This is a genomic window from Microvirga sp. TS319 (genome assembly GCF_041276405.1).
In the GTDB taxonomy this organism is placed as follows: Bacteria; Pseudomonadota; Alphaproteobacteria; order Rhizobiales; family Beijerinckiaceae; genus Microvirga.
In genome coordinates, this window is record NZ_JBGGGT010000002.1 from 240325 (window position 1) to 259500 (window position 19176).

A 19176-nucleotide genomic window follows, 5' to 3' on the forward strand; every position below is an offset into this window, starting at 1 on the left:
GCGCGATGCGGACGGCAGGGCGTCAAAGGAAAGACCAGAGTTCAACGTGAGTTCCGCGACATCCAGGACGGGCACGTTGGGAGTGGTTCCGCCACGCCCGGCGTTTTCCCTCGATCATCTGGGCGTTGTGATCGCCATCCTCAACGGCGTTGCGCTCTTCGCGGCTCCGTTTGCGACCTATCGCGCAACCCGCATCGCGTCGGGCGAGTCGCGCCTCCTGATCGAGGCGCTTCCCTTTGCGATGGCGGCGGCCCTCGCGCTCGTGACCCTCGCGGTCGCGGTCGGAGCCGTCTTCGTGCGCGATCCCCTCAGCCGGCTCTGCTCCGCCGTGATCGGGCTTGCCGTCCTTCTCCCGGCGCTGGGCCTCTCGGCCGGTTTCCTGACGCCGGTGGACAATACCTTCGCGCGCGTGTCGCCTTCGCTGGGCTTCTGGCTGCTCACCCTGTCGTTCTCGCTTCTCGCCATCGACGCCCTCGCGCGCATGAGGCTCGGCCCCTATGGAAGACTCGCGGCTCTGGCGGTCGGCGCGAGCGTCCTGGTCTTCCTGCTGTTCTCGGGGGTGTGGGACAACCTGTCGATCCTCAAGGAATATCACACCCGCGCCGACAGCTTCTGGCGGGAGGCCCGCCAGCATCTCCTGCTCGCCTTCGGGTCGATGGCGGCCGCATGCCTCATCGGCATGCCGCTCGGCGTCGCCGCGCACCGGCAGAGGACATTGCGGGCGGTGGCGATGCAGAGCCTCGGCATCGTGCAGACGATTCCGAGCATCGCGCTCTTCGGGCTTCTCATGGCGCCGCTCGGCGCGCTGGCAGCGAGCGTCCCGCTCGCGGCAGCCTTGGGCATCAGGGGAATCGGCGCGGCTCCCGCTTTCATCGCGCTGCTTCTCTACGCGCTGCTGCCGATCGTCGCGAACACGATCGCGGGGCTCGACGGGGTGCCGGCGACCGCCGTCGACGCGGCGCGCGGCATGGGGATGTCGGTCCGGCAGCGGCTGGTGCAGGTCGAGGTGCCGCTCGCGCTTCCCGTGATCCTCGCAGGGATCCGAATCGTGCTGGTCCAGAATCTCGGCCTTGCCACGGTGGCGGCGCTGATCGGGGGAGGCGGCTTCGGAACTTTCGTGTTCCAGGGCATCGGCCAGACCGCCCTCGACCTCGTGCTCCTGGGCGCGATCCCCACGGTCGCCCTGGCCTTCGCGGCCTCCATCGTGCTCGATGCGCTCGTCGATCTCTCGAAGGGAGCGCTGGCATGATCGAGATCGACCGCCTCTCCAAGCGCTATGGCCAGACCGTCGTGGTCGACGACGTGTCGTTCACGGTGGCGGAGAGCACGCTCACGGTCGTGGTCGGTACCTCAGGCGCCGGCAAGTCGACCTTGCTGCGCATGATCAACCGGCTCGTGGAGCCGAGCGCGGGGCGCGTTCTGATCGACGGCGAGGACACCCGCGCGATTCCGGAAGACGAACTACGTCACCGCATCGGTTACGTCATCCAGGGCCATGGCTTGTTCCCGCATCGCACCGTGGCCGACAACATCGCCACGGTGCCGCGCCTGCTCAAATGGGACCGCAGGAAGATCGCACAGCGCGTCGACGAGCTGCTCGATCTGTTCCAGCTCGATCCGGCGGAATTTTCGGGCAAGTTCCCGCACGAATTGTCGGGCGGCCAGCAGCAGCGCGTCGGCGTGGCGCGGGCGCTGGCGGCGCGGCCCGCGCTGCTCCTGATGGACGAGCCCTTCGGCGCACTCGACGCGGTGATCCGCTCCAAGGCCCAGGACGATCTCCTCGCCATCCAGCGGCGGCTCGGGACCACGATCGTCCTCGTCACCCACGATCTGAGCGAGGCCTTCCATCTCGGCGACCGCATTGCCGTCATGGATCAGGCCCGCCTCCTGCAGCATGCGACGCCGGCCGAACTCCTGAGGCATCCCGCCGACGATTTCGTGGAGCGTCTCGTGGGGACGGCGGAGCGGCCCTTCCGCCTCCTCTCCCTGACGCGGGTGCGGGAGGCCCTCGAACCGGGCGAAGCCGAAGGCGAGCCGGTCACGATGTCCGACAGCCTTCACGAGGCGCTCTCGCGCCTCCTCTGGACCGGGCGCAAGGCCCTGCCGGTCGCGGACGCGTCCGGCGCCATCGTCGGGAAGGTGAGCGTCGGCGGCATCCTGCAGCACGGACGTCCGCCGCCATGACGCTGCCCAATCTCGTCCGGCTGGCCGCGATGCTCCTGCTCGTGGCCTTTCTCACGATGCCACAGGCCTTCGCATTTCTCTTCGAGCCGCTGACCGCACACGGCGCGCCCGCCATCTACAACCAGGGCAGCCTCCTCATGCTGACCCTGCAGCATCTGCGCACGGTGTGCCTGGCGACGGCTGCCAGCACACTTCTCGCCGTGACGCTCGGCATCTTCGTCACCCGTTCCTCGGGGGCCGAGTTCCTGCCGCTCTCGCGCAGCCTCGTGAATATCGGGCAGACCTTTCCGCCGATCGCCGTTCTGGCCATCGCGGTGCCGCTCGTCGGCTTCGGGGAGGAACCCACCTTCATCGCGCTGTTCCTCTACGGTCTGCTGCCGATCTTCGAGAACACCCTGACGGGACTGACGCAGGTTCCGACCCAGGCTCTCGACGCCGCGCGCGGCATGGGGATGAACGCGCGGCAACGTCTGATGCAGGTCGAGCTTCCGCTCGCCTTCCCGGTGATACTCGCCGGCATCCGCGTGTCGGTCATCATCAGCCTGGGCACCGCGACCATCGGATCGACGGTGGCCGCCAAGGGGCTCGGGGAGGTGATCATCGCGGGCCTGCAATCCAACAACCTCGCCTTCATCCTTCAGGGTGGCCTGGTGGTTGCGCTGCTGGCGGTTCTGATCCACGACGGGCTGGGACTCGTGGAGCGAGTCGCCGCCCGAAGGCTGGGCCGCTCCCTTGATGAGGTGTCATGACTCTGCTCGAACGGCTGAAGCTCGAAACCGGACCCGCCCACGAGCGCATCGAGACGGCAATGGATCTCGACCGCCGGATCGCCACGCGCGACGGCTACAGGGATCTGCTGATCCGCTTCTACGGCTTCCACTCCGCATGGGAGAATGTCGCAGGCGCGGCCGCTCCCGACCTGGAATTCTTCGAGAGGCGGTGCAAGACGCGGCTTCTGGCCCAGGATCTTGCTGCGCTCGGCCTCGACGAGGACGAGATCATCCGCCTGCCGCAATGCGATCCGCTCATGCCGCTGCATTCCTCCGCTGCCGTGCTCGGCAGCATGTACGTGGTCGAGGGCTCGACGCTCGGCGGCGCGATCATCGCGCGCGAGGTGGAGCGCAGACTCGGTTTGGATGCCGGGACGGGCTGCGCCTATTTCCGGAGCTACGGGCGGGAGATCGCAGCCATGTGGAAGCAGTTCGGGAGCGTGCTCCTGGAAGCGTCCTCCCCCGACACCGACGATGTCATCGTGGCGACCGCGCAGGAGACCTTCGACGTCATGCATGATTGGCTTTGCGAGGCCCCATGAGCAGCCACACGAACAACCCCGCGAAAAGCCTGGTGAACAACCCGACGAGCGGACAGGTCCCGCACCACGTCGAGCGCGAGATCGATCTCACCGCCTGCGAGCGCGAGCCGATCCATATCCCGGGCAGCATCCAGCCGCACGGCGCCCTGTTCGCCTTCTCCCGGGTCGACATGACGGTGACCCATGCGAGCGCCAATGCCGCTTCGCTGCTCGGCGTCGATCCGGATCTGCTCCTGAAGCGGCCTTGGGGTGAGGCGCTTCCCGCGATCGCCGCGCAGCTGGAGGCGGATCTTGAGACGCCGATGCCAGCGGGAACGTCCCATTACCTCCGCACGATCACGCTGACGGGGGACGGCGGCGAAGCGGCCTACGACGCCGTGCTCTCCCGTTCCGACGGGCATGTGATCCTGGAACTGGAGGCCGTGCCGGAAGGCCAGGCGTCCAGTATCGAAACGCTCTACCCGATCCTGCGCCGTTTCGTGGAGGATCTTCAGGGGGCTGCGACGGTGGAGCGCCTCTGCCGTCTGGCCGCGGAGGACATCCGCCGCATGACCGGGTTCGACCGGGTGCTCATCTACCGCTTCGACGAATATTGGAACGGCACCGTGATCGCCGAGGACCGGAACGACGCCCTGCCGTCCTATCTCGACCTGCGCTTTCCCGCCTCCGACATTCCGGCGCAGGCGCGGGAACTCTACCGGCGCAACCGGCTGCGCATCATTCCCGATGCGACCTACACGCCGGTTCCGATCCGCTCCCACGATCCCGCGCCGCTTGATCTGAGCGATTCGGTGCTGCGCAGCGTCTCGCCCGTGCATCTCGAATATATGCGCAACATGGGCACGCCCGCCTCCATGTCGATCTCGATCCTGCGCGGCGGCGCGCTCTGGGGGCTGATCTCCTGCCACAACAGCGAGCCGCGGCGCGTCCCGCTGCCGGTGCGCAATGCCTGCGATTTCCTCACCCAGATCTTTTCTCTGCAGCTCGAAGCGCGGGAGAACACGGCGCTGGCGGACGCGAGGGTGCGGCTCGGCGCGATTCAGGCGCGCCTCCTCGCCTCCATGGCGGGAGAGAACGCCTTCATCGACGGCCTCGTCGGCCATCCGGACGATCTGATGCGGCTCGCCGGCGCGCGGGGTGTCGCCATCCTGACCGAGGAGCATTGCTGGCGCCTCGGCGAAACTCCCGGCGAGGCTCAGGTCAAGGCGCTCTGCGGCTGGCTCTCGGAGCATCACCAGGAAGACGTGTTCGCCACCGACCGCCTGTCGGAGATCTTTCCCGAGGCGCGGGCCTATGCGGACAAGGCGAGCGGTCTTCTGTCCATTTCCATTTCGAAGATGCGTTCGAGCTACATCCTCTGGTTCCGCCCCGAACTCGTCGAGACGGTCAAATGGGGCGGCAATCCGGAAAAGCCCATGCGGGAGGAGGCCGGCACCTTGAGGCTCCATCCCCGGCGCTCCTTCGAGATCTGGAAGGAGACGGTGCGCGCGCGCTCGGCCGCCTGGGACCGCAGCGAGATCGAGGCCGTTAAAGAGCTGCGCAACGCCATCGTGGGTATCGTGCTCCGCCGCGCCGAGGAGCTCGCGGCCCTGGCCGACGAGCTGCGGCGGTCGAACAAGGAGCTGGAAGCCTTCTCCTATTCGGTCTCCCACGATCTGCGTGCGCCGTTCCGCCACATCGTCGGCTATTCCGAGCTCCTGAAGAAGCAGGAATGGTCCGAACTCTCCGAGCGCGGCAAGCGCTATATCGATACGATCATCGAGGCCGCCTATACGGCCGGCACCCTCGTCGACAACCTGCTCCGCTTCTCGCATATGGGCCGCACGGCCCTCAAGCCGCGCCAGGTGGACATCGCCGCGATGGTGGAGGAGATCCGCCAGAAGCTCGCCATGGAGACGGGCGCGCGCCGGATCGAATGGACCATCGGCGATCTGCCTTCCATCAAGGCTGATCCGGTGCTGATCCGGCTGGTTTTTGAGAATCTTTTGGATAATGCCGTCAAATATTCTCGAAGGCGGGATACTTCCCGTATCGAAGCGGGTTCCTATCGGGATAACGGGGAGATCGTCTTCTTCGTGCGCGACAACGGGGTCGGGTTCGATATGAAATACGTCGACAAGCTGTTCGGCGTCTTCCAACGCCTGCACCGGATCGAGGAATTCGAGGGAACCGGGATCGGGCTGGCCAATGTCCGCCGCATCGTCGAAAGGCATGGCGGCCGCAGTTGGGCGGAGGGCGAGCTGGACAAGGGCGCGACGTTCTATGTCGCCCTGCCCGAAAGTGAAGGAGCGGCTTGATGCCGGAACTGAAACCGATCCTTTTGGTCGAGGACAATCCGAAGGATCTGGAACTGACCCTCGCGGCCCTGGAACAGAGCCAGCTCGCCAACGAGGTCGTCGTCGTGCGCGACGGCGAGGAAGCGCTCGATTTTCTCAATCGGCGCGGCCCGCATGCCAATCGCAACACCAGCGATCCGGCCGTGGTGCTGCTCGACCTGAAGCTTCCGAAGATCGACGGGCTCGAGGTGCTGGAGAAGGTGAAAGCCGACCCACGGCTGAAGCAGACCCCGGTGGTGATGCTCACCTCCTCGCGGGAGGAGAGCGACCTGATCCGCAGCTACGAGCTCGGCGTCAACGCCTTCGTGGTGAAGCCCGTAGGGTTTCGCGAATTCTTCGACGCGATCCAGGATCTCGGCGTATTCTGGGCCATTCTCAACGAGCCGCCGCCGCGGCGAGACGAGTCGTAGGAGCGTCGATGGCTCAGGCGGCCGCTCTCCAGTCCAGCCGAATGCTCCGCATCCTCCTCCTGGAGGACAGCGCGCTCGATGCCGAACTGGTGACGGAGGCGCTGCTCGCCTCGGGCCTGACGGTCTACGTCGAGAGGGTCGTCCTGGAGGAAGAGTTCGCCGGGATGCTGCGCGACGGCTCATGGGACCTCGTGCTGGCCGATTATCTTCTGCCCGGCTTCGACGGACTTCACGCCCTCGCCCTGGCGCGGGCGCAGCGGCCGGAACTCCCCTTCGTGTTCGTGTCCGGCGCGCTCGGCGAGGAGGTGGCCGTCGAGGCGCTTAAGCGCGGGGCGACGGATTACGTCCTCAAGGACCGGCTGGACCGGCTTCCCGTCACGGTGCTCAGAGCGCTCGCGGAGGCCCGTGAGCGGACCCAGAAGCGCGAGTCCCAGGAGGCCCTGCAGAAGCTCCTCGACGAGCGGACGTCGCTCCTGCACGAGCTCGATCACCGCGTGAAGAACAACCTGCAGCTCCTCCTGTCGCTGATCGGGATCGAGATCCGCCACGCCGAGGACGAGGCGACCGGCAGGGTGCTGGGGCGCATGCGGGAGCGGCTTCAGGCCCTCGGGGCGGCCCATCGCGATCTCTATGACGGGAACGGATCCTCCCGGTTCGACGTGAGCAGCTTCGCCCGGGGGCTGTGCCAGGAGCTCACGGCCTCCATCCCCGATGTCGTCATCGTGCCCGAATTCGACCTCGGGACCATCGAGGTCGAGGCGGCCAAGGCCGCGCCGATGGCGCTTCTCTTCAACGAGATCGTCGTGAACGCGCTCACCCATGCCTACCGGGAGAGGCACGGCAAGCTGAAGATCGCCATGCATGTGGGCAACGGTCGTCTGATGTTCCAATTGTCCGACGACATCTTCAGTCCCGAGGAGAAGAAGGCCGCGCAGGAAGGGGCCTCCGGCACCGTGCTGAAAGGCTTGGCGCGGCAGCTCGACGCGAGCGTCGAATGGCCCGCGGAGGAGCCGGCGGTGCTCGTGCGCGTCCTCATGCCGGTTCAAGAAGTCGGCTGACATGCAAGAGAGCGACGGCCCTGCACCGACATCATTTCCGCGCCCGCCCAACCTCCTCGACGGATCGCGCACATCGCTGCGCCAGATCCTCTGGGCGCTCGTCTTCGCCCTGACCCTGCCGGCCGTCCTGATCGCCACCGCAGGGTTCCGTTCGGGCTATCGCGCCGAGCGCGAGACCTCGGATCGGCGCCTTCAGGAAACCGCCAGGGCCTTGAGCCTGTCGCTCGATCGCGAGATCGAGAAGAACGAGATGGTACTGCGGGTGCTCGCCCTGTCGCCTGCCATCGCTCAAGGGGATTTCGCCGCCTTCCACCGGCAGGCGCGGGAGGTCGGACTTGCCAGCCAGTCCCGGATCGCCCTGATCGATATGGACGGCAGGGTGCTGCTCAACACCCGTACGACCTACGGCGCGCCCTTGCCGGACAACTGGCGCGAGAGCGTCCTGCGCAAAATGCAGGAGACCCACAAGGCGCAGCTGTCGGATCTCCATGCGGATCCGATCACGGGCCAGGCCCTGATCACGATCGATCTTCCGGTCGTCATCGACGCGAAGGTCGCCTACATCCTCTCGGCGGCCATCGGCCCCGAAATCTTCCAGCGGATCATCGCGGACCAGCGCGTGGATCGGGACTGGAACGCCGCCGTGCTCGACCGCAGCGGGCGGATCGTGGCGCGCTCCCGATCGCCCGCCGAGTTCATCGGCCAGCTCGCGAACCCAAACATCCGCGATGCCTCCGCCATGTCCCCCGAAGGCAATGTCCAGAGCGTGACGCTCGACGGCATCTCGGTGCGGGCCTATTTCAGCAAGTCGCCCGCCTATGGCTGGACCTTCGTGGTGAGCGTGCCGGTCACGGAGCTCGCGGCATCCTTCCAGCGTTCCCTGTTCTGGCTTTTCATCCTCGTCGGATGCATCCTGCTGGGGGTGCTCCTGGCCGCCATCCTGTCGCGCCTGATCGCCAAGCCGGTCGACCGGCTCGTGGCCGCCGCGCAGGCGCTCGGAACCGGCCGCGAGGTGACCGGGACGACCACTCGCGTGCTCGAGTTCGACACGATTCAGAAAGCCCTGGCCGACGCGGCGTCCGACATCCGCGCCCAGGAACGTCACCGGGAGGAAGCCCTGGCTCGGATCGCCGAGAGCGAGGCGCGCCTGCGTCTGGCCCTCCATGCGTGTCATCTCGGCTCGTGGGAATACACGCCTTCGACGGGTGCCTTCGAGGCCTCCTCCCAGTGCCGCGCCCATTTCGGCCAGGGTCCCGACGGGCCGTTCTGCTATGACGACCTGATCGCCGGCATCCATCCTGAGGATCGCGCCCGGCAGGCCGAAGCCGTCGCCCAGGCCCTCGATATCCGCTCCGGCCTCGAGGTCGAATTCCGCGTCGTCCAGCCGGATCATGGCGAGCGCTGGATCCGCATCAGCGGCCGGGTGCGCAGCGGAACAGATGGGGACCTCTCGCTCGTGGGCGTGTCGCAGGACATCACGGAGCAGCGTCTGGCCGACGAGCGCCAGGGGCTTCTGCTGCACGAGCTGAACCACCGGGTCAAGAACACGCTCGCCACGGTGCAATCCGTCGCCACGATGACGCGCCGCGCCGCCGAACAGGGCGACGAAGGCGCGTGGGACGCCTTCATGGGGCGGGTGCAGGGCTTGGCCAAGACCCACGACCTGCTCACCGCCACCCAATGGCAGGGCGCATCGCTGGAGGATGTGCTCAGAAGCGAGCTCGACCCCTATCAGGACGCCATGCGCCAGCGCATCCGCCTGCGCGGTCCGAGGGTCAATCTGCAGCCGGGCGCCGTTCTGGCGCTGGGGCTCGCCATCCACGAGCTGGCGACCAACGCCACGAAATACGGAAGCCTCACGCTGCCCGAGGGCCGGGTGAGCGTCATGTGGGCGGTCGCGCTCTCCTTGAGCCCGCCCGTGCTGATCGTGGAATGGGTCGAGAGCGGGGGGCCGCCGGTAACGCCGCCCCGGCGCCAGGGCTTCGGAACCCGGCTGATCCAGCGCGGCCTCGCGCAACAGCTCGGCGGCGAGATCAAGCTCGATTTTCAGCCCGAGGGTATCCGCTGCGTCATCACCTTCCCGGTCAAGGCCGTTCTGGCCGAGCCCGCCCCGGCGGAAGACAGCGCCGAGCGATACGCTTCCTGACGCGAGGCGCGGTAGATCGCTCCTGCCTGTCTCTCTTGCCTGTCTCTCTTGCCTGTCTCTCTTGCCTCTTGCCCGTCTCGTCCAAGAGTGGCAGACCCGACCCAGAGCATCGGACGCGGGAAGTGGATTCCACTTTTGGGTTTCCTCCCTCCGATGCTCCCTTCTAGAGGAGCGCATCGCTTGAGCGGAAAACCGGGTCCACTTTTCGCTAGAGCCTTTTCCGCAAAAGTGGATGCCGGTTTTGCGAAGAAAAGGCGTCTTTCTCAAACAACAAATGCCTTTTCCGTGAACCGAAGTTCATGGAAAAGGCTCTAGCGCGGCCCGCCGCGTCCGCACGATGCGCTAGTGTCCAGACAGGCTTCCCCATGATGACGGCGCGAGACAAGCTCGAGATGATCCTGGCGCGGCTCTCCGACCGGGCGGAGGACGAGCGCGTGTTCACGAAGCTCTATCCCGAAGCAGCCCGGGCCGCCGCCGATGCCGCGGATGCCCGAAGGCACGCGGGAATTTCCCTGGGCCCGCTCGACGGCGTGCTCGTCTCGATCAAGGACCTGTTCGACGTGGCCGGAGAGGCGACGGTCGCGGGCTCCCTCGTGCTGCGCGAGGCCGCGCCCGCAGCCCGGGACGCGCTCGTCCTTCGCCGCCTGCGCCAGGCGGGCGCCGTGATCCTGGGCAAGACCAACATGGTCGAGTTCGCCTTTTCGGGCCTCGGCCTCAACCCCCATTACGGCACGCCCGGCAATGCGACGGACCCTTTGCGGATTCCCGGCGGCTCGTCCTCGGGGGCGGGAGTCGCCGTGGCGGAGGGCACCTCGGAGATCTCCATCGGCAGCGATACCGGCGGCTCGGTGCGCATTCCGGCGGCGCTCAACGGCGTCGTGGGCTTCAAGCCGACGACGGGGCGCGTGCCCCTCGACGGCGCCTTTCCCCTCTCGCCCAGCCTCGATTCCATCGGCCCGCTCGCGCGCTCCGTGCAGGACTGCGCCTTCGCGGACGCGATCATGGCCGGGGAGGAACCCCGCGCGCCGGAGCCCTATCGGCTCGCGGGATTGCGGATCGGCGTTCCGCGCGGGCGTTTGTTCTCGCGCAGCGAGGCGCTGGTCGAGGAGGCTTTCGAGAAAACGCTCGGCCGCCTCTCGAAGGCCGGCGCGGCCATCGCGGATCATCCCATCGACGATCTCCTCCTCGCCATGCGCGACACGACGGCAGCCGCCTCCATCGCGTCCATCGAGGCCGCCGAGGTTCATGCGGACTGGCTCGAGAGCCGTGCGGACGAGATCGATCCGCGCGTCCATTCCTGGCTCGTGCGCAGCAGCGCGGTTCCGGCGCCGGTCTACCTGCGCATGATGCGCCGCCGCCGCGACCTCGTCGCCGCGATGGACAGGCGGCTCGCGCCCATCGACGTGCTGGCCCTGCCCACGACGGCCATCACGGCTCCCCTGATCGCGCCGCTCGAGGCCGACCCGAACCTCTATGACGCCACCGACGGGCTGATCCTGCGCAACACGCAGGTCGCCAACCAGTTCGATCTGACGGCCATATCGCTGCCGCTTTCCATCGGTGAGCGGCCTGTCGGTCTCATGCTGATGGCGCGGCACGGGGGGGACCGCAGGCTTCTCGACATCGCGGCGGGCGTGGAGCAGGCCCTTCTGGCCTGAGCCGCCCGGAGTCAGACGACGAGGAAGTCCGCATAGGTCATCTTGAGACCCGCCGAAATCTTGGCGAAGGCGATCCCGTCCGTGCCGCCCGCGCCGTCCGGGTCGTAGGAGAGAACGCCGTGGGTCCGGTCGTAGACGATCCGGTCGGTGGCGTCGTGCGCGGCCGCGCCGGTCCAGAACATGGACGGCTTCAGGTGTCCCGCCGGTCCGAGCGCCTTGAAGACGGCGTTGTCGAGCCAGATGGTGTCGTCGGCGACCGAGAAGTCCACGATTGTGTCGATATTGGTCACGGGATCGGGCCTGGTGTTGAACACGAAGGCGTCCTTGCCCGCATCGCCCCGCAGCGTATCCCGGCCGATTCCGCCGTAAAGGATATCGTTGCCGGCGCCGCCACTCAGGCGGTCATGGCCCGCCTGTCCGTAGAGCCTGTCGTTCCCGCTGTCGCCGACGAGGCTGTCGTTCCCGGCCCGGCCGACGAGGCTGTCGTTGCCGACGCCGCCAAACATGATGTCCCGGTGCGCTGTTCCGAAGAGCGAATCGTTCACTTTCATGAACTGGAGCTGGCCGTAGAGCGGCGCTTCGCCGGGCCGGATGCCGACCGGAGAATGGGTGGCCCAGTTGATGCCGACGCTGTGCAGCACCGAGGCGACGACCGAATTGCTGTTGAGGTCGCCGCCTGGCGCCTGCCGGTAGATGTCGAGGCTGTAGGGCAGATGGGCGGCGTCGATATCTTGGGCATGCTTGACCATCACGCTCCAGACATCGTCGGCGTCGCGGGCGTCGAGATCGAGGACGGTGCGGTGCCGCTCCTGCGGCGTCTCCGAGCCACGCCGGTCGGGCGAGGAGGCGAGGCTCACATCGGCGATCGCCCCGAGACTGCCGTCCGATTCGAAGCTGCCCCGGATCACCTTCTCCGACACGACGCGTCCCTGGCTGTCGGTGACCGTCTTCACGAGGTAGAGGTGATGAAACTCGCTGTTGATGTCCCTGATACCGAGGGGCTTGGCTTCGATGGCGATAACCGTTGGCATGGCGGATCCCCGTCCCTTCCGCTTGATGATGCAGAGCTCAACAACGTCAGAGGTTCTACCGTTCCATGCGGAGGCCAAGGCCGTTTTCGGCGAAGCGGCTCCGGTTCGCCCGTCACTCCCGCCTCCCGCCGTCATCCTCACGATGACGGATGAGCGGATTGTAAGGTCTTTACACCGTCCGATCCCTGGGGCGGAAGCCGCGTGGCCAGCGGGCGCCGAAAGCCACTACTCCAAGCTTTCGGCTCTAATGGCATAGACTTATGGCGTATGCGTCTTCGCCGGGACGGCCGGCGCCGCAGCCGGTTTCGAATAGCTTAAGAAAATCAACCGCAAGGCCGTTTCGATGTTGTGTCAAAGATTTACAGCGTGACAGAGCGCATGCTGTAAAGCTCCACACCCGGACCTTTACGCGCCTTCCGGCGCATGAACGCCCCGGGTACTTCCTCGTTCAACCAGTCCAGAAACGAGGAACACGACCGTGGCTTATCAAGATCAGATCGCGCAGGCTCATCGCATCGTCGAAGAGGCCCGCACCTGGAGCGGAATCGATCCGGAATCGGTGGCGCGCATGCGCCTGCAGAACCGCTTCCGGACGGGCCTCGACATCGCGCGCCACACCGCCAGGATCATGCGCGAGGACATGGCGGCCTATGACGCCGATCCGTCGCTCTACACACAGTCGCTCGGCTGCTGGCACGGATTCATCGGCCAGCAGAAGATGATCTCCATCAAGAAGCATTTCGGCTCCACGCAGCGCCGCTATCTCTACCTCTCCGGGTGGATGGTCGCGGCCCTGCGGTCCGAATTCGGGCCGCTGCCGGATCAGTCGATGCACGAGAAGACCAGCGTTCCCGCCCTGATCGAGGAGCTCTACACCTTCCTGCGCCAGGCCGATGCCCGCGAGCTCGGGCTTCTCTTCCGGGATCTCGATGCCGCGCGCAAAAGCGGCAACACGATCCGGGAGAGGGAGATCCTCAGCGCCATCGACAATCACCAAACCCACATCGTGCCGATCATCGCCGATATCGACGCAGGGTTCGGCAACGCGGAAGCGACCTATCTGCTCGCCAGGAAGATGATCGAGGCCGGCGCCTGCTGCATCCAGATCGAGAACCAGGTGTCGGACGAGAAGCAGTGCGGCCACCAGGACGGCAAGGTCACGGTCCCGCACGAGGACTTCATCGCGAAGCTGCGCGCCGTGCGTTACGCCTTCCTCGAACTCGGTGTCGATGACGGCCTCATCGTGGCGCGCACCGATTCCCTGGGCGCGGGCCTGACGAAGCAGATCGCCGTCAGCCGCCGGTCCGGCGATCTCGGCGACCTCTATAACGGCTTTCTGGATTGCGAGGAGATCACCCCCGAGACCTGCGTCAACGGCGATGTGGTTCTCAACCGGAACGGCAGGCTCATGCGCCCCAAGAGACTGGCCAGCAACCTGTTCCAGTTCCGCCCCGGCACGGGCGAGGACCGCTGCGTGCTCGACTGCATCACGGCGCTCGAGAACGGCGCGGACCTTTTGTGGATCGAAACCGAGAAGCCCCATATCGAGCAGATCGCCGGCATGGTCGGCCGCATCCGCGAGATCATCCCCGATGCGAAGCTCGTCTACAACAACTCGCCGTCCTTCAACTGGACCGTCAATTTCCGCCAGCAGGTCTACGATTCCTGGGAGAAGGCCGGGCGGGACGTGTCGTCCTACGAGCGCGCGAGGCTCATGAGCGCGGAATACGACGAGACCGAGCTTGCGAGAGAAGCCGACGAGCGCATCCGCACCTTCCAGGCCGACGGCTCTCGGCGGGCGGGCATCTTCCACCATCTCATCACGCTGCCGACCTATCACACAACGGCGCTCTCCACCGACAATCTCGCGAAGGAGTATTTCGGTCGCGAGGGCATGCTCGGCTATGTCCGCAACGTGCAGCGCCAGGAGATCCGCCAGGGCATCGCCTGCGTGAAGCATCAGAACATGGCGGGCTCCGACATCGGCGACGACCACAAGGAGTATTTCGCCGGCGAGGCGGCGCTCAAGGCCGGCGGCGCGCACAACACGATGAACCAGTTCGGCTAGGGCATCGAACGCGAAAGTGGGAACCGGTTTTGCGTGGAAAGATGCCCAAACCAAGATGTTCAAGCCTCGAACGCGAAAGTGGGAACCGGCTTTGCGTGAAAAGATGCTCGAGACCATCGACTGACAGCATCGGATGTGGGTTCAATGTCACGTCCGATGTTGTGGAGCGTCGGCCGGGAACGGCCTCTCGCGTCATGCCGGTCTCCGCTGCACGGGGATGACACCGGAGGCGGGAGTGACGGCGATGGCCGGGCGATGACAGAAGGCGGATCGCGGCCCATCGTCCGCGATCCGCCTTTCTCTTTCAAGCTTGAGGGCTGAACCAGAGCCCCTGTCCGCCGTTGGATAGCAAGACCGAGGCGGCCGGTCTCCGGCATGTCCGATCCGGTCCTTCCGGAGGACAACGTGGCCAAGCGCATTCTTCTCATCGCCATTATCGGTCTGGCGCTTGCCGCTGGCCTCTACGTGTTCGTGTTCCGCTCGTCTGGGAAATCGCCGGTGTCCCAGACCGCCTCGGCCTCTGCGATGCCTGCGCCCCAGGTCGGCATCGTCACGGTCAAGCCCGCCGAGGTTCCCTATCCGGTCGAATATGCCGGGCGCGTCTCGGGCTTTCGCGACGTGGAGGTGCGCCCGCGCGTCGGCGGCCTCCTGCTCGAGCGCACCTTTGACGAAGGCGCGAAGGTTACCGAGGGCCAGGTGCTGTTCCGGATCGATCCGGCCACCTACGAGGTGGCCCAGAGCCGGGCCGAGGCCCAGCTCAAGCAGGCGCAGGCGGCCCTCGTCCAGGCGCAGCAGAATTTCGACCGCATCGAGCCGCTCGCCCGCCGGGGCGTCTCGACGGACGTGCAGCTCGATGAGGCCCACTCGCAGCGGGATCAGGCGCAGGCCGGGGTGCAGCTCGCCGAGGCGGAGGTCCGCAGCGCCCAGCTCAACCTGAGCTACACGACGGTGACGGCACCCGCGACCGGCACCACGGCGCTGCAATCGCCTCCGGTCGGCGCCCTCATCCAGGCGCAGCAGACGCTCCTGACCACGATCTCGCAGCTCGATCCGGCCTACGTGGACTTCTCCATTCCCGACGCGGAATGGCGCGCCTTTCAGGCCCTCAACGAGCGGCGGGACAAGCCGATCTCCGAGAAGGACCTGAAGGTCGAGCTGCGCTTCGCGCAGGAAACCTCCTATCCCCAGCCCGGCCGGATCGACACCGCCGCCCAGCGGGTCGATCTGCAGACCGGAACGATCCAGGCGCGGGCGATCTTCCCCAATCCCGACGGCGTCCTGCTTCCCGGTCAGTTCGTACGCGTGCGCATCACCGGCATCACGCTTCCCGATTCCATCGTCGTTCCGGAGCAGGCGGTCAGCCAGGGCCCGCAAGGGCCATCGGTCTACGTGCTCGGGGAGAACGACGTCGCCCAGGCGCGGCCGATCCGCCTCGGCCCCGAAGTCCCGTCGGGCTGGGTCGTGCGCGACGGCCTGAGCGGCGGCGACAGGGTGGTGGTCGACGGCGTGATCCGGGTGCGCCCGGGGCAGCCCGTCAGGCCGGTTCCGGTGGGCGCGGGAACGACCGGGGCGGCGACCGGCACGGCGGCGTCGGGAGCCCAGGGCGGTCAAGGCGGCCCGGGCGGTCAGGCGGGGGCGCGGCCATGATCTCGAAATTCTTCATCGACCGCCCGATCTTCGCGTCCGTCCTGTCCATCGTGATCGTGCTCGTGGGGATCATCGCCATGCGGATCCTGCCGGTGGCGCAATATCCCGAGATCGTGCCGCCTCAGGTCGTGGTCTCGGCGACCTATCCGGGAGCGAGCGCCGAGACCATCGCCGAAACCGTGGCCGCGCCCTTGGAGCAGCAGGTCAACGGGGTCGAGAACATGATCTACATGCAATCGACCTCGACGGGCTCCGGCACCATGAACCTGTCCGTGTATTTTCAGACCGGCACCGATGCGGACCAGGCCACGATCAACGTGAACAACCGCGTCCAACGCGCCAACGCGGTCCTGCCCGAGGAGGTGCGGCGGCAGGGCGTGACGGTCACGAAGCGCTCGTCCTCGATCCTGCAGATCGTCGCATTGTCCTCGCCCGACCGGCGCTACGACACGATCTACATCTCCAATTACGCGCTGGTGAACGTCATCGACGAATTGCGGCGCACGCCCGGCGTCGGCGACGCCTCGCTGTTCGGCGCGTCGGACTACTCGATGCGCATCTGGCTCAGGCCCGACAAGGTCGCCCAGTTCAACCTGACGCCGGGCGACATCGCGGAGGCCATCCGGGACCAGAACGCGCAGTTCGCCGCCGGCCGGTTCGGCGAGGAGCCGATGCCCGGGCGACAGACCTTCACCTATTCGGTCACGACGCAGGGGCGCCTCGCGGATCCCCGCGAGTTCGAGCAGATCATCCTGCGTTCGGACGAGAACGGCGGGGCCCTGCGGCTCAAGGACGTGGCGCGGGTGGAGCTCGGCTCCCTGAACTATTCCACCGTGGCGACGCTCAACGGAGCCCCGACGGTGCCGATCGGAATCTATCTCCAGCCCGACGCGAATGCACTCCAGGTCTCTGCCGCCGTCAACGCCACGATGCAGCGGCTCGCGCAGCGCTTCCCCGACGGGCTGCGCTACGACGTGCCGTTCAACACCACGACCTTCATCGAGGTTTCCATCGACGAGGTGATCCGCACCTTCGTCGAGGCCATCGTGCTGGTGGTGATCGTGGTGTTCATCTTCCTGCAGAACTGGCGCGCGACGCTGATTCCGCTGCTTGCGGTTCCGGTCTCCATCATCGGCACCTTCGCGGGCATGTATGCGCTGGGCTTCTCGATCAATCTCCTCACGCTCTTCGGGCTCATCCTGGCCATCGGCATCGTGGTGGACGACGCCATCATCGTTCTCGAGAACGTCGAGCGCATCATGACCACGCAAGGCAGGCCTCCCCGGGAGGCCGCCATCCAGGCCATGCGCGAGGTGAGCGGGCCGGTGATCGCCGTGGTGCTGGTGCTCTGCGCGGTGTTCATCCCCGTCTCCTTCCTGGGCGGGCTCGCGGGCGAGCTCTACCGGCAATTCGCCGTCACGATCGCGGTCTCGGTGGTGATCTCCGGCATTGTCGCGCTGACGCTGACGCCGGCGCTCTGCGCGCTTCTCTTGAAACCCGGCCATCGGGAGCCCTGGCGGCCGTTCCGCATCTTCAACCGCGGCTTCGGAGCGGTGACGGGGGCCTTCACGTCGGGCACGGCGTTCTTCCTGCGCCACGCGGCGGCCGCCCTCGTGGTCATTGCGCTCATGCTCGGCGCGACCTGGTGGCTGTTCGAGCGGGTGCCCGGCGGCCTCGTGCCCGCGGAGGATCTGGGCAATGTCTTCGTCGTGACGATGCTGCCGCCTGCAGCATCCCTCGACCGCACCCTCGACATCACCGCCAAGGTGACGGAGGGGCTGACGCAGAACCCCGCCGTCGCCGACGTCGTGACCCTGGCGGGCTACGACTTCCTGTCCGGCGCCCAGAAGACCAATGCGGGCATCTCCTTCGTGACCCTCAAGGACTGGTCCGAGCGCACCGATCCACGACTCGATGCGAGAAATCTCGCACCGTCATTCGCGGCCCTCAACGCCAATTTCCGCGACGGGATCGTGATCGGCTTCAATCCGCCGCCGATCATGGGCCTGAGCACCACGGGAGGCTTCGAGTTCTACCTGCAGGATCGCTCCGGCGGCAGCCTGGAGAATCTCGCGCAGGCCGCCCAGAGCGTGGTCCAGGCGGCCAACCGGCGTCCGGAGCTTTCGGGCGTGTCGACCACCTTCAACACGGGCGTGCCACAATACCGGATCGACGTGGACCGCGATAAGGCGAAGGCGCTCGGCGTGCCGATCTCGGCGATCTTCGACACGATGCAGAGCACCTTCGGCAGCCTCTACGTGAACGATTTCACCCTGTTCGGGCGCACCTACCGGGTGAGCCTCTCGTCGGAGCCCGCCTTCCGGCAGTCGCCCGACGATCTGCGGCACGTCTTCGTGCGCTCCGGCAGCGGCGCCATGGTGCCCCTCAACGTTCTCCTGACCACCACCCGCGTCTCGGGGCCCGACGTGGTCGACCGGTTCAACGTGTTCCCGGCCGCGAAAATCCAGGGCAATCCGGCGCCCGGCTTCTCGTCGAGCCAGGCGATCGCCGCCATGGAGCAGGTGGTGGCTCAGACCCTTCCATCCGATTACTCGATCGGTTGGACCGGCTCTGCGTATCAGGAACTGCAATCGGCCGGAACCGGAACGCAAGGGTTCCTCCTCGGCCTCGTGATGGTGTTCCTGATCCTCTCCGCGCAATACGAGCGCTGGTCGCTGCCCTTCGCGGTCATCACGGCGGTGCCGTTCGCGGTATTCGGGGCCATTCTCGCGATCTGGCTGCGCGGCATCGAGAACGACATCTACTTCCAGGTCGGTCTCGTCACGTTGATCGGCCTTTCGGCCAAGAACGCGATTCTCATCGTCGAATTCGCGGCGGAGCGCCATCGCGAGGGTGCCTCCGTCTTCGATGCCGCGCTCGAAGCGGCGCGTCTGCGCTTCCGTCCCATCGTGATGACATCACTCGCCTTCATCCTCGGCGTCGTGCCGCTCGCCATCTCGACGGGCGCGGGCTCCGCGAGCCGCCACTCGGTCGGCACGGGCGTCATCGGCGGCATGTTGGCCGCGACCTTCCTGGCGATTCTGTTCGTGCCCCTGTTCTTCCGCTTGGTGACTCGTGACAGGAAGAGGCGGAGCGAGGAAGAGGCCGTGACGGTACCAGAGGCGCAGAGCTGAAAACGCCGTTCCGGGCCGTTGACGCCTGACTTGAGGGCTCAAGAAATGGAACGCGCAGTGTTTCATGCCGAGCCTGCGTGGGAAGGAACCTCAAGTTATCGTAGATCACGTTAACGTAATAATATTAGATACACAAAAGGATTGCTCATAAATTCCTTTACCAAGGAACAAGTCCCTCTCGAAAGATTCTTT

The 19176-nt window shown here is 66.4% G+C and carries 13 protein-coding genes; 12 read left to right on the plus strand and 1 reads right to left on the minus strand.

All coding sequences use genetic code 11. The features are described 5' to 3' along the window. Window positions 1-76 precede the first annotated feature (76 nt). The 9 genes from AB8841_RS10575 (at window position 77) to AB8841_RS10615 (ending at window position 11104) form a co-directional block, all read left to right on the plus strand. On the plus strand, window positions 77-1249 hold the full coding sequence (locus AB8841_RS10575) for an ABC transporter permease (protein WP_370439241.1): 1173 nt from the start codon (window positions 77-79) through the stop codon (window positions 1247-1249). Then, window positions 1246-2184, plus strand: coding sequence for an ABC transporter ATP-binding protein (locus tag AB8841_RS10580; protein ID WP_370435815.1), 939 nt, complete (start codon window positions 1246-1248; stop codon window positions 2182-2184). The genes AB8841_RS10575 and AB8841_RS10580 overlap by 4 nt, the downstream gene beginning before the upstream one ends. Next, entirely contained in the window at window positions 2181-2933 is a 753-nt protein-coding gene (locus tag AB8841_RS10585) for an ABC transporter permease (protein WP_370435816.1), read from the plus strand. The genes AB8841_RS10580 and AB8841_RS10585 overlap by 4 nt, the downstream gene beginning before the upstream one ends. Further along, window positions 2930-3496: a biliverdin-producing heme oxygenase gene (locus tag AB8841_RS10590; protein ID WP_370435817.1), complete on the plus strand. Its 567-nt coding sequence runs from the start codon at window positions 2930-2932 to the stop codon at window positions 3494-3496. Before AB8841_RS10585 ends, AB8841_RS10590 begins: the two co-directional genes overlap by 4 nt. Continuing rightward, complete coding sequence (locus tag AB8841_RS10595; RefSeq protein ID WP_370435818.1) at window positions 3493-5793, plus strand: ATP-binding protein; 2301 nt, start codon at window positions 3493-3495, stop codon at window positions 5791-5793. The genes AB8841_RS10590 and AB8841_RS10595 overlap by 4 nt, the downstream gene beginning before the upstream one ends. Further along, complete coding sequence (locus tag AB8841_RS10600; RefSeq protein ID WP_370435819.1) at window positions 5793-6242, plus strand: response regulator; 450 nt, start codon at window positions 5793-5795, stop codon at window positions 6240-6242. The genes AB8841_RS10595 and AB8841_RS10600 overlap by 1 nt, the downstream gene beginning before the upstream one ends. An 8-nt stretch (window positions 6243-6250) precedes the next feature. Next, entirely contained in the window at window positions 6251-7300 is a 1050-nt protein-coding gene (locus AB8841_RS10605) for a sensor histidine kinase (RefSeq protein WP_370435820.1), read from the plus strand. Between the two features lies 1 nt (window position 7301). Continuing rightward, complete coding sequence (locus AB8841_RS10610) at window positions 7302-9446, plus strand: sensor histidine kinase (RefSeq protein WP_370435821.1); 2145 nt, start codon at window positions 7302-7304, stop codon at window positions 9444-9446. Window positions 9447-9745: 299 nt separating this feature from the next. Next, complete coding sequence (locus AB8841_RS10615) at window positions 9746-11104, plus strand: amidase (RefSeq protein WP_370435822.1); 1359 nt, start codon at window positions 9746-9748, stop codon at window positions 11102-11104. A gap of 11 nt (window positions 11105-11115) precedes the next feature. Here the strand turns inward: AB8841_RS10615 and AB8841_RS10620 are convergent, their stop codons facing one another. Then, window positions 11116-12135, minus strand: coding sequence for a hypothetical protein (locus AB8841_RS10620; protein ID WP_370435823.1), 1020 nt, complete (start codon window positions 12133-12135; stop codon window positions 11116-11118). A 478-nt stretch (window positions 12136-12613) separates the two neighbouring features. Here AB8841_RS10620 and AB8841_RS10625 point away from each other — a divergent pair, with 478 nt between their 5' ends. The 3 genes from AB8841_RS10625 to AB8841_RS10635 all read left to right on the plus strand — a co-directional run bounded on the left by AB8841_RS10625 (window position 12614) and on the right by AB8841_RS10635 (window position 18984). Further along, a complete protein-coding gene (locus tag AB8841_RS10625; protein ID WP_370435824.1) occupies window positions 12614-14203 on the plus strand; it encodes an isocitrate lyase in 1590 nt (529 codons plus the stop codon). A gap of 375 nt (window positions 14204-14578) precedes the next feature. Beyond that, complete coding sequence (locus AB8841_RS10630; protein WP_370435825.1) at window positions 14579-15850, plus strand: efflux RND transporter periplasmic adaptor subunit; 1272 nt, start codon at window positions 14579-14581, stop codon at window positions 15848-15850. Then, window positions 15850-18984: an efflux RND transporter permease subunit gene (locus AB8841_RS10635; RefSeq protein WP_370439242.1), complete on the plus strand. Its 3135-nt coding sequence runs from the start codon at window positions 15850-15852 to the stop codon at window positions 18982-18984. Before AB8841_RS10630 ends, AB8841_RS10635 begins: the two co-directional genes overlap by 1 nt. Window positions 18985-19176: the final 192 nt, after the last annotated feature.

Excerpts from the sequence above, each read along its gene's own strand:
- AB8841_RS10600 (WP_370435819.1), top strand. The coding sequence starts at position 5,793 with ATGCCGGAACTGAAACCGATCCTTTTGGTCGAGGACAATCCGAAGGAT.
- AB8841_RS10595 (WP_370435818.1), top strand. The coding sequence starts at position 3,493 with ATGAGCAGCCACACGAACAACCCCGCGAAAAGCCTGGTGAACAACCCG.
- AB8841_RS10620 (WP_370435823.1), bottom strand. The coding sequence starts at position 12,135 with ATGCCAACGGTTATCGCCATCGAAGCCAAGCCCCTCGGTATCAGGGAC.
- AB8841_RS10590 (WP_370435817.1), top strand. The coding sequence starts at position 2,930 with ATGACTCTGCTCGAACGGCTGAAGCTCGAAACCGGACCCGCCCACGAG.
- AB8841_RS10615 (WP_370435822.1), top strand. The coding sequence starts at position 9,746 with ATGGAAAAGGCTCTAGCGCGGCCCGCCGCGTCCGCACGATGCGCTAGT.
- AB8841_RS10580 (WP_370435815.1), top strand. The coding sequence starts at position 1,246 with ATGATCGAGATCGACCGCCTCTCCAAGCGCTATGGCCAGACCGTCGTG.
- AB8841_RS10605 (WP_370435820.1), top strand. The coding sequence starts at position 6,251 with ATGGCTCAGGCGGCCGCTCTCCAGTCCAGCCGAATGCTCCGCATCCTC.
- AB8841_RS10610 (WP_370435821.1), top strand. The coding sequence starts at position 7,302 with ATGCAAGAGAGCGACGGCCCTGCACCGACATCATTTCCGCGCCCGCCC.
- AB8841_RS10630 (WP_370435825.1), top strand. The coding sequence starts at position 14,579 with ATGTCCGATCCGGTCCTTCCGGAGGACAACGTGGCCAAGCGCATTCTT.
- AB8841_RS10585 (WP_370435816.1), top strand. The coding sequence starts at position 2,181 with ATGACGCTGCCCAATCTCGTCCGGCTGGCCGCGATGCTCCTGCTCGTG.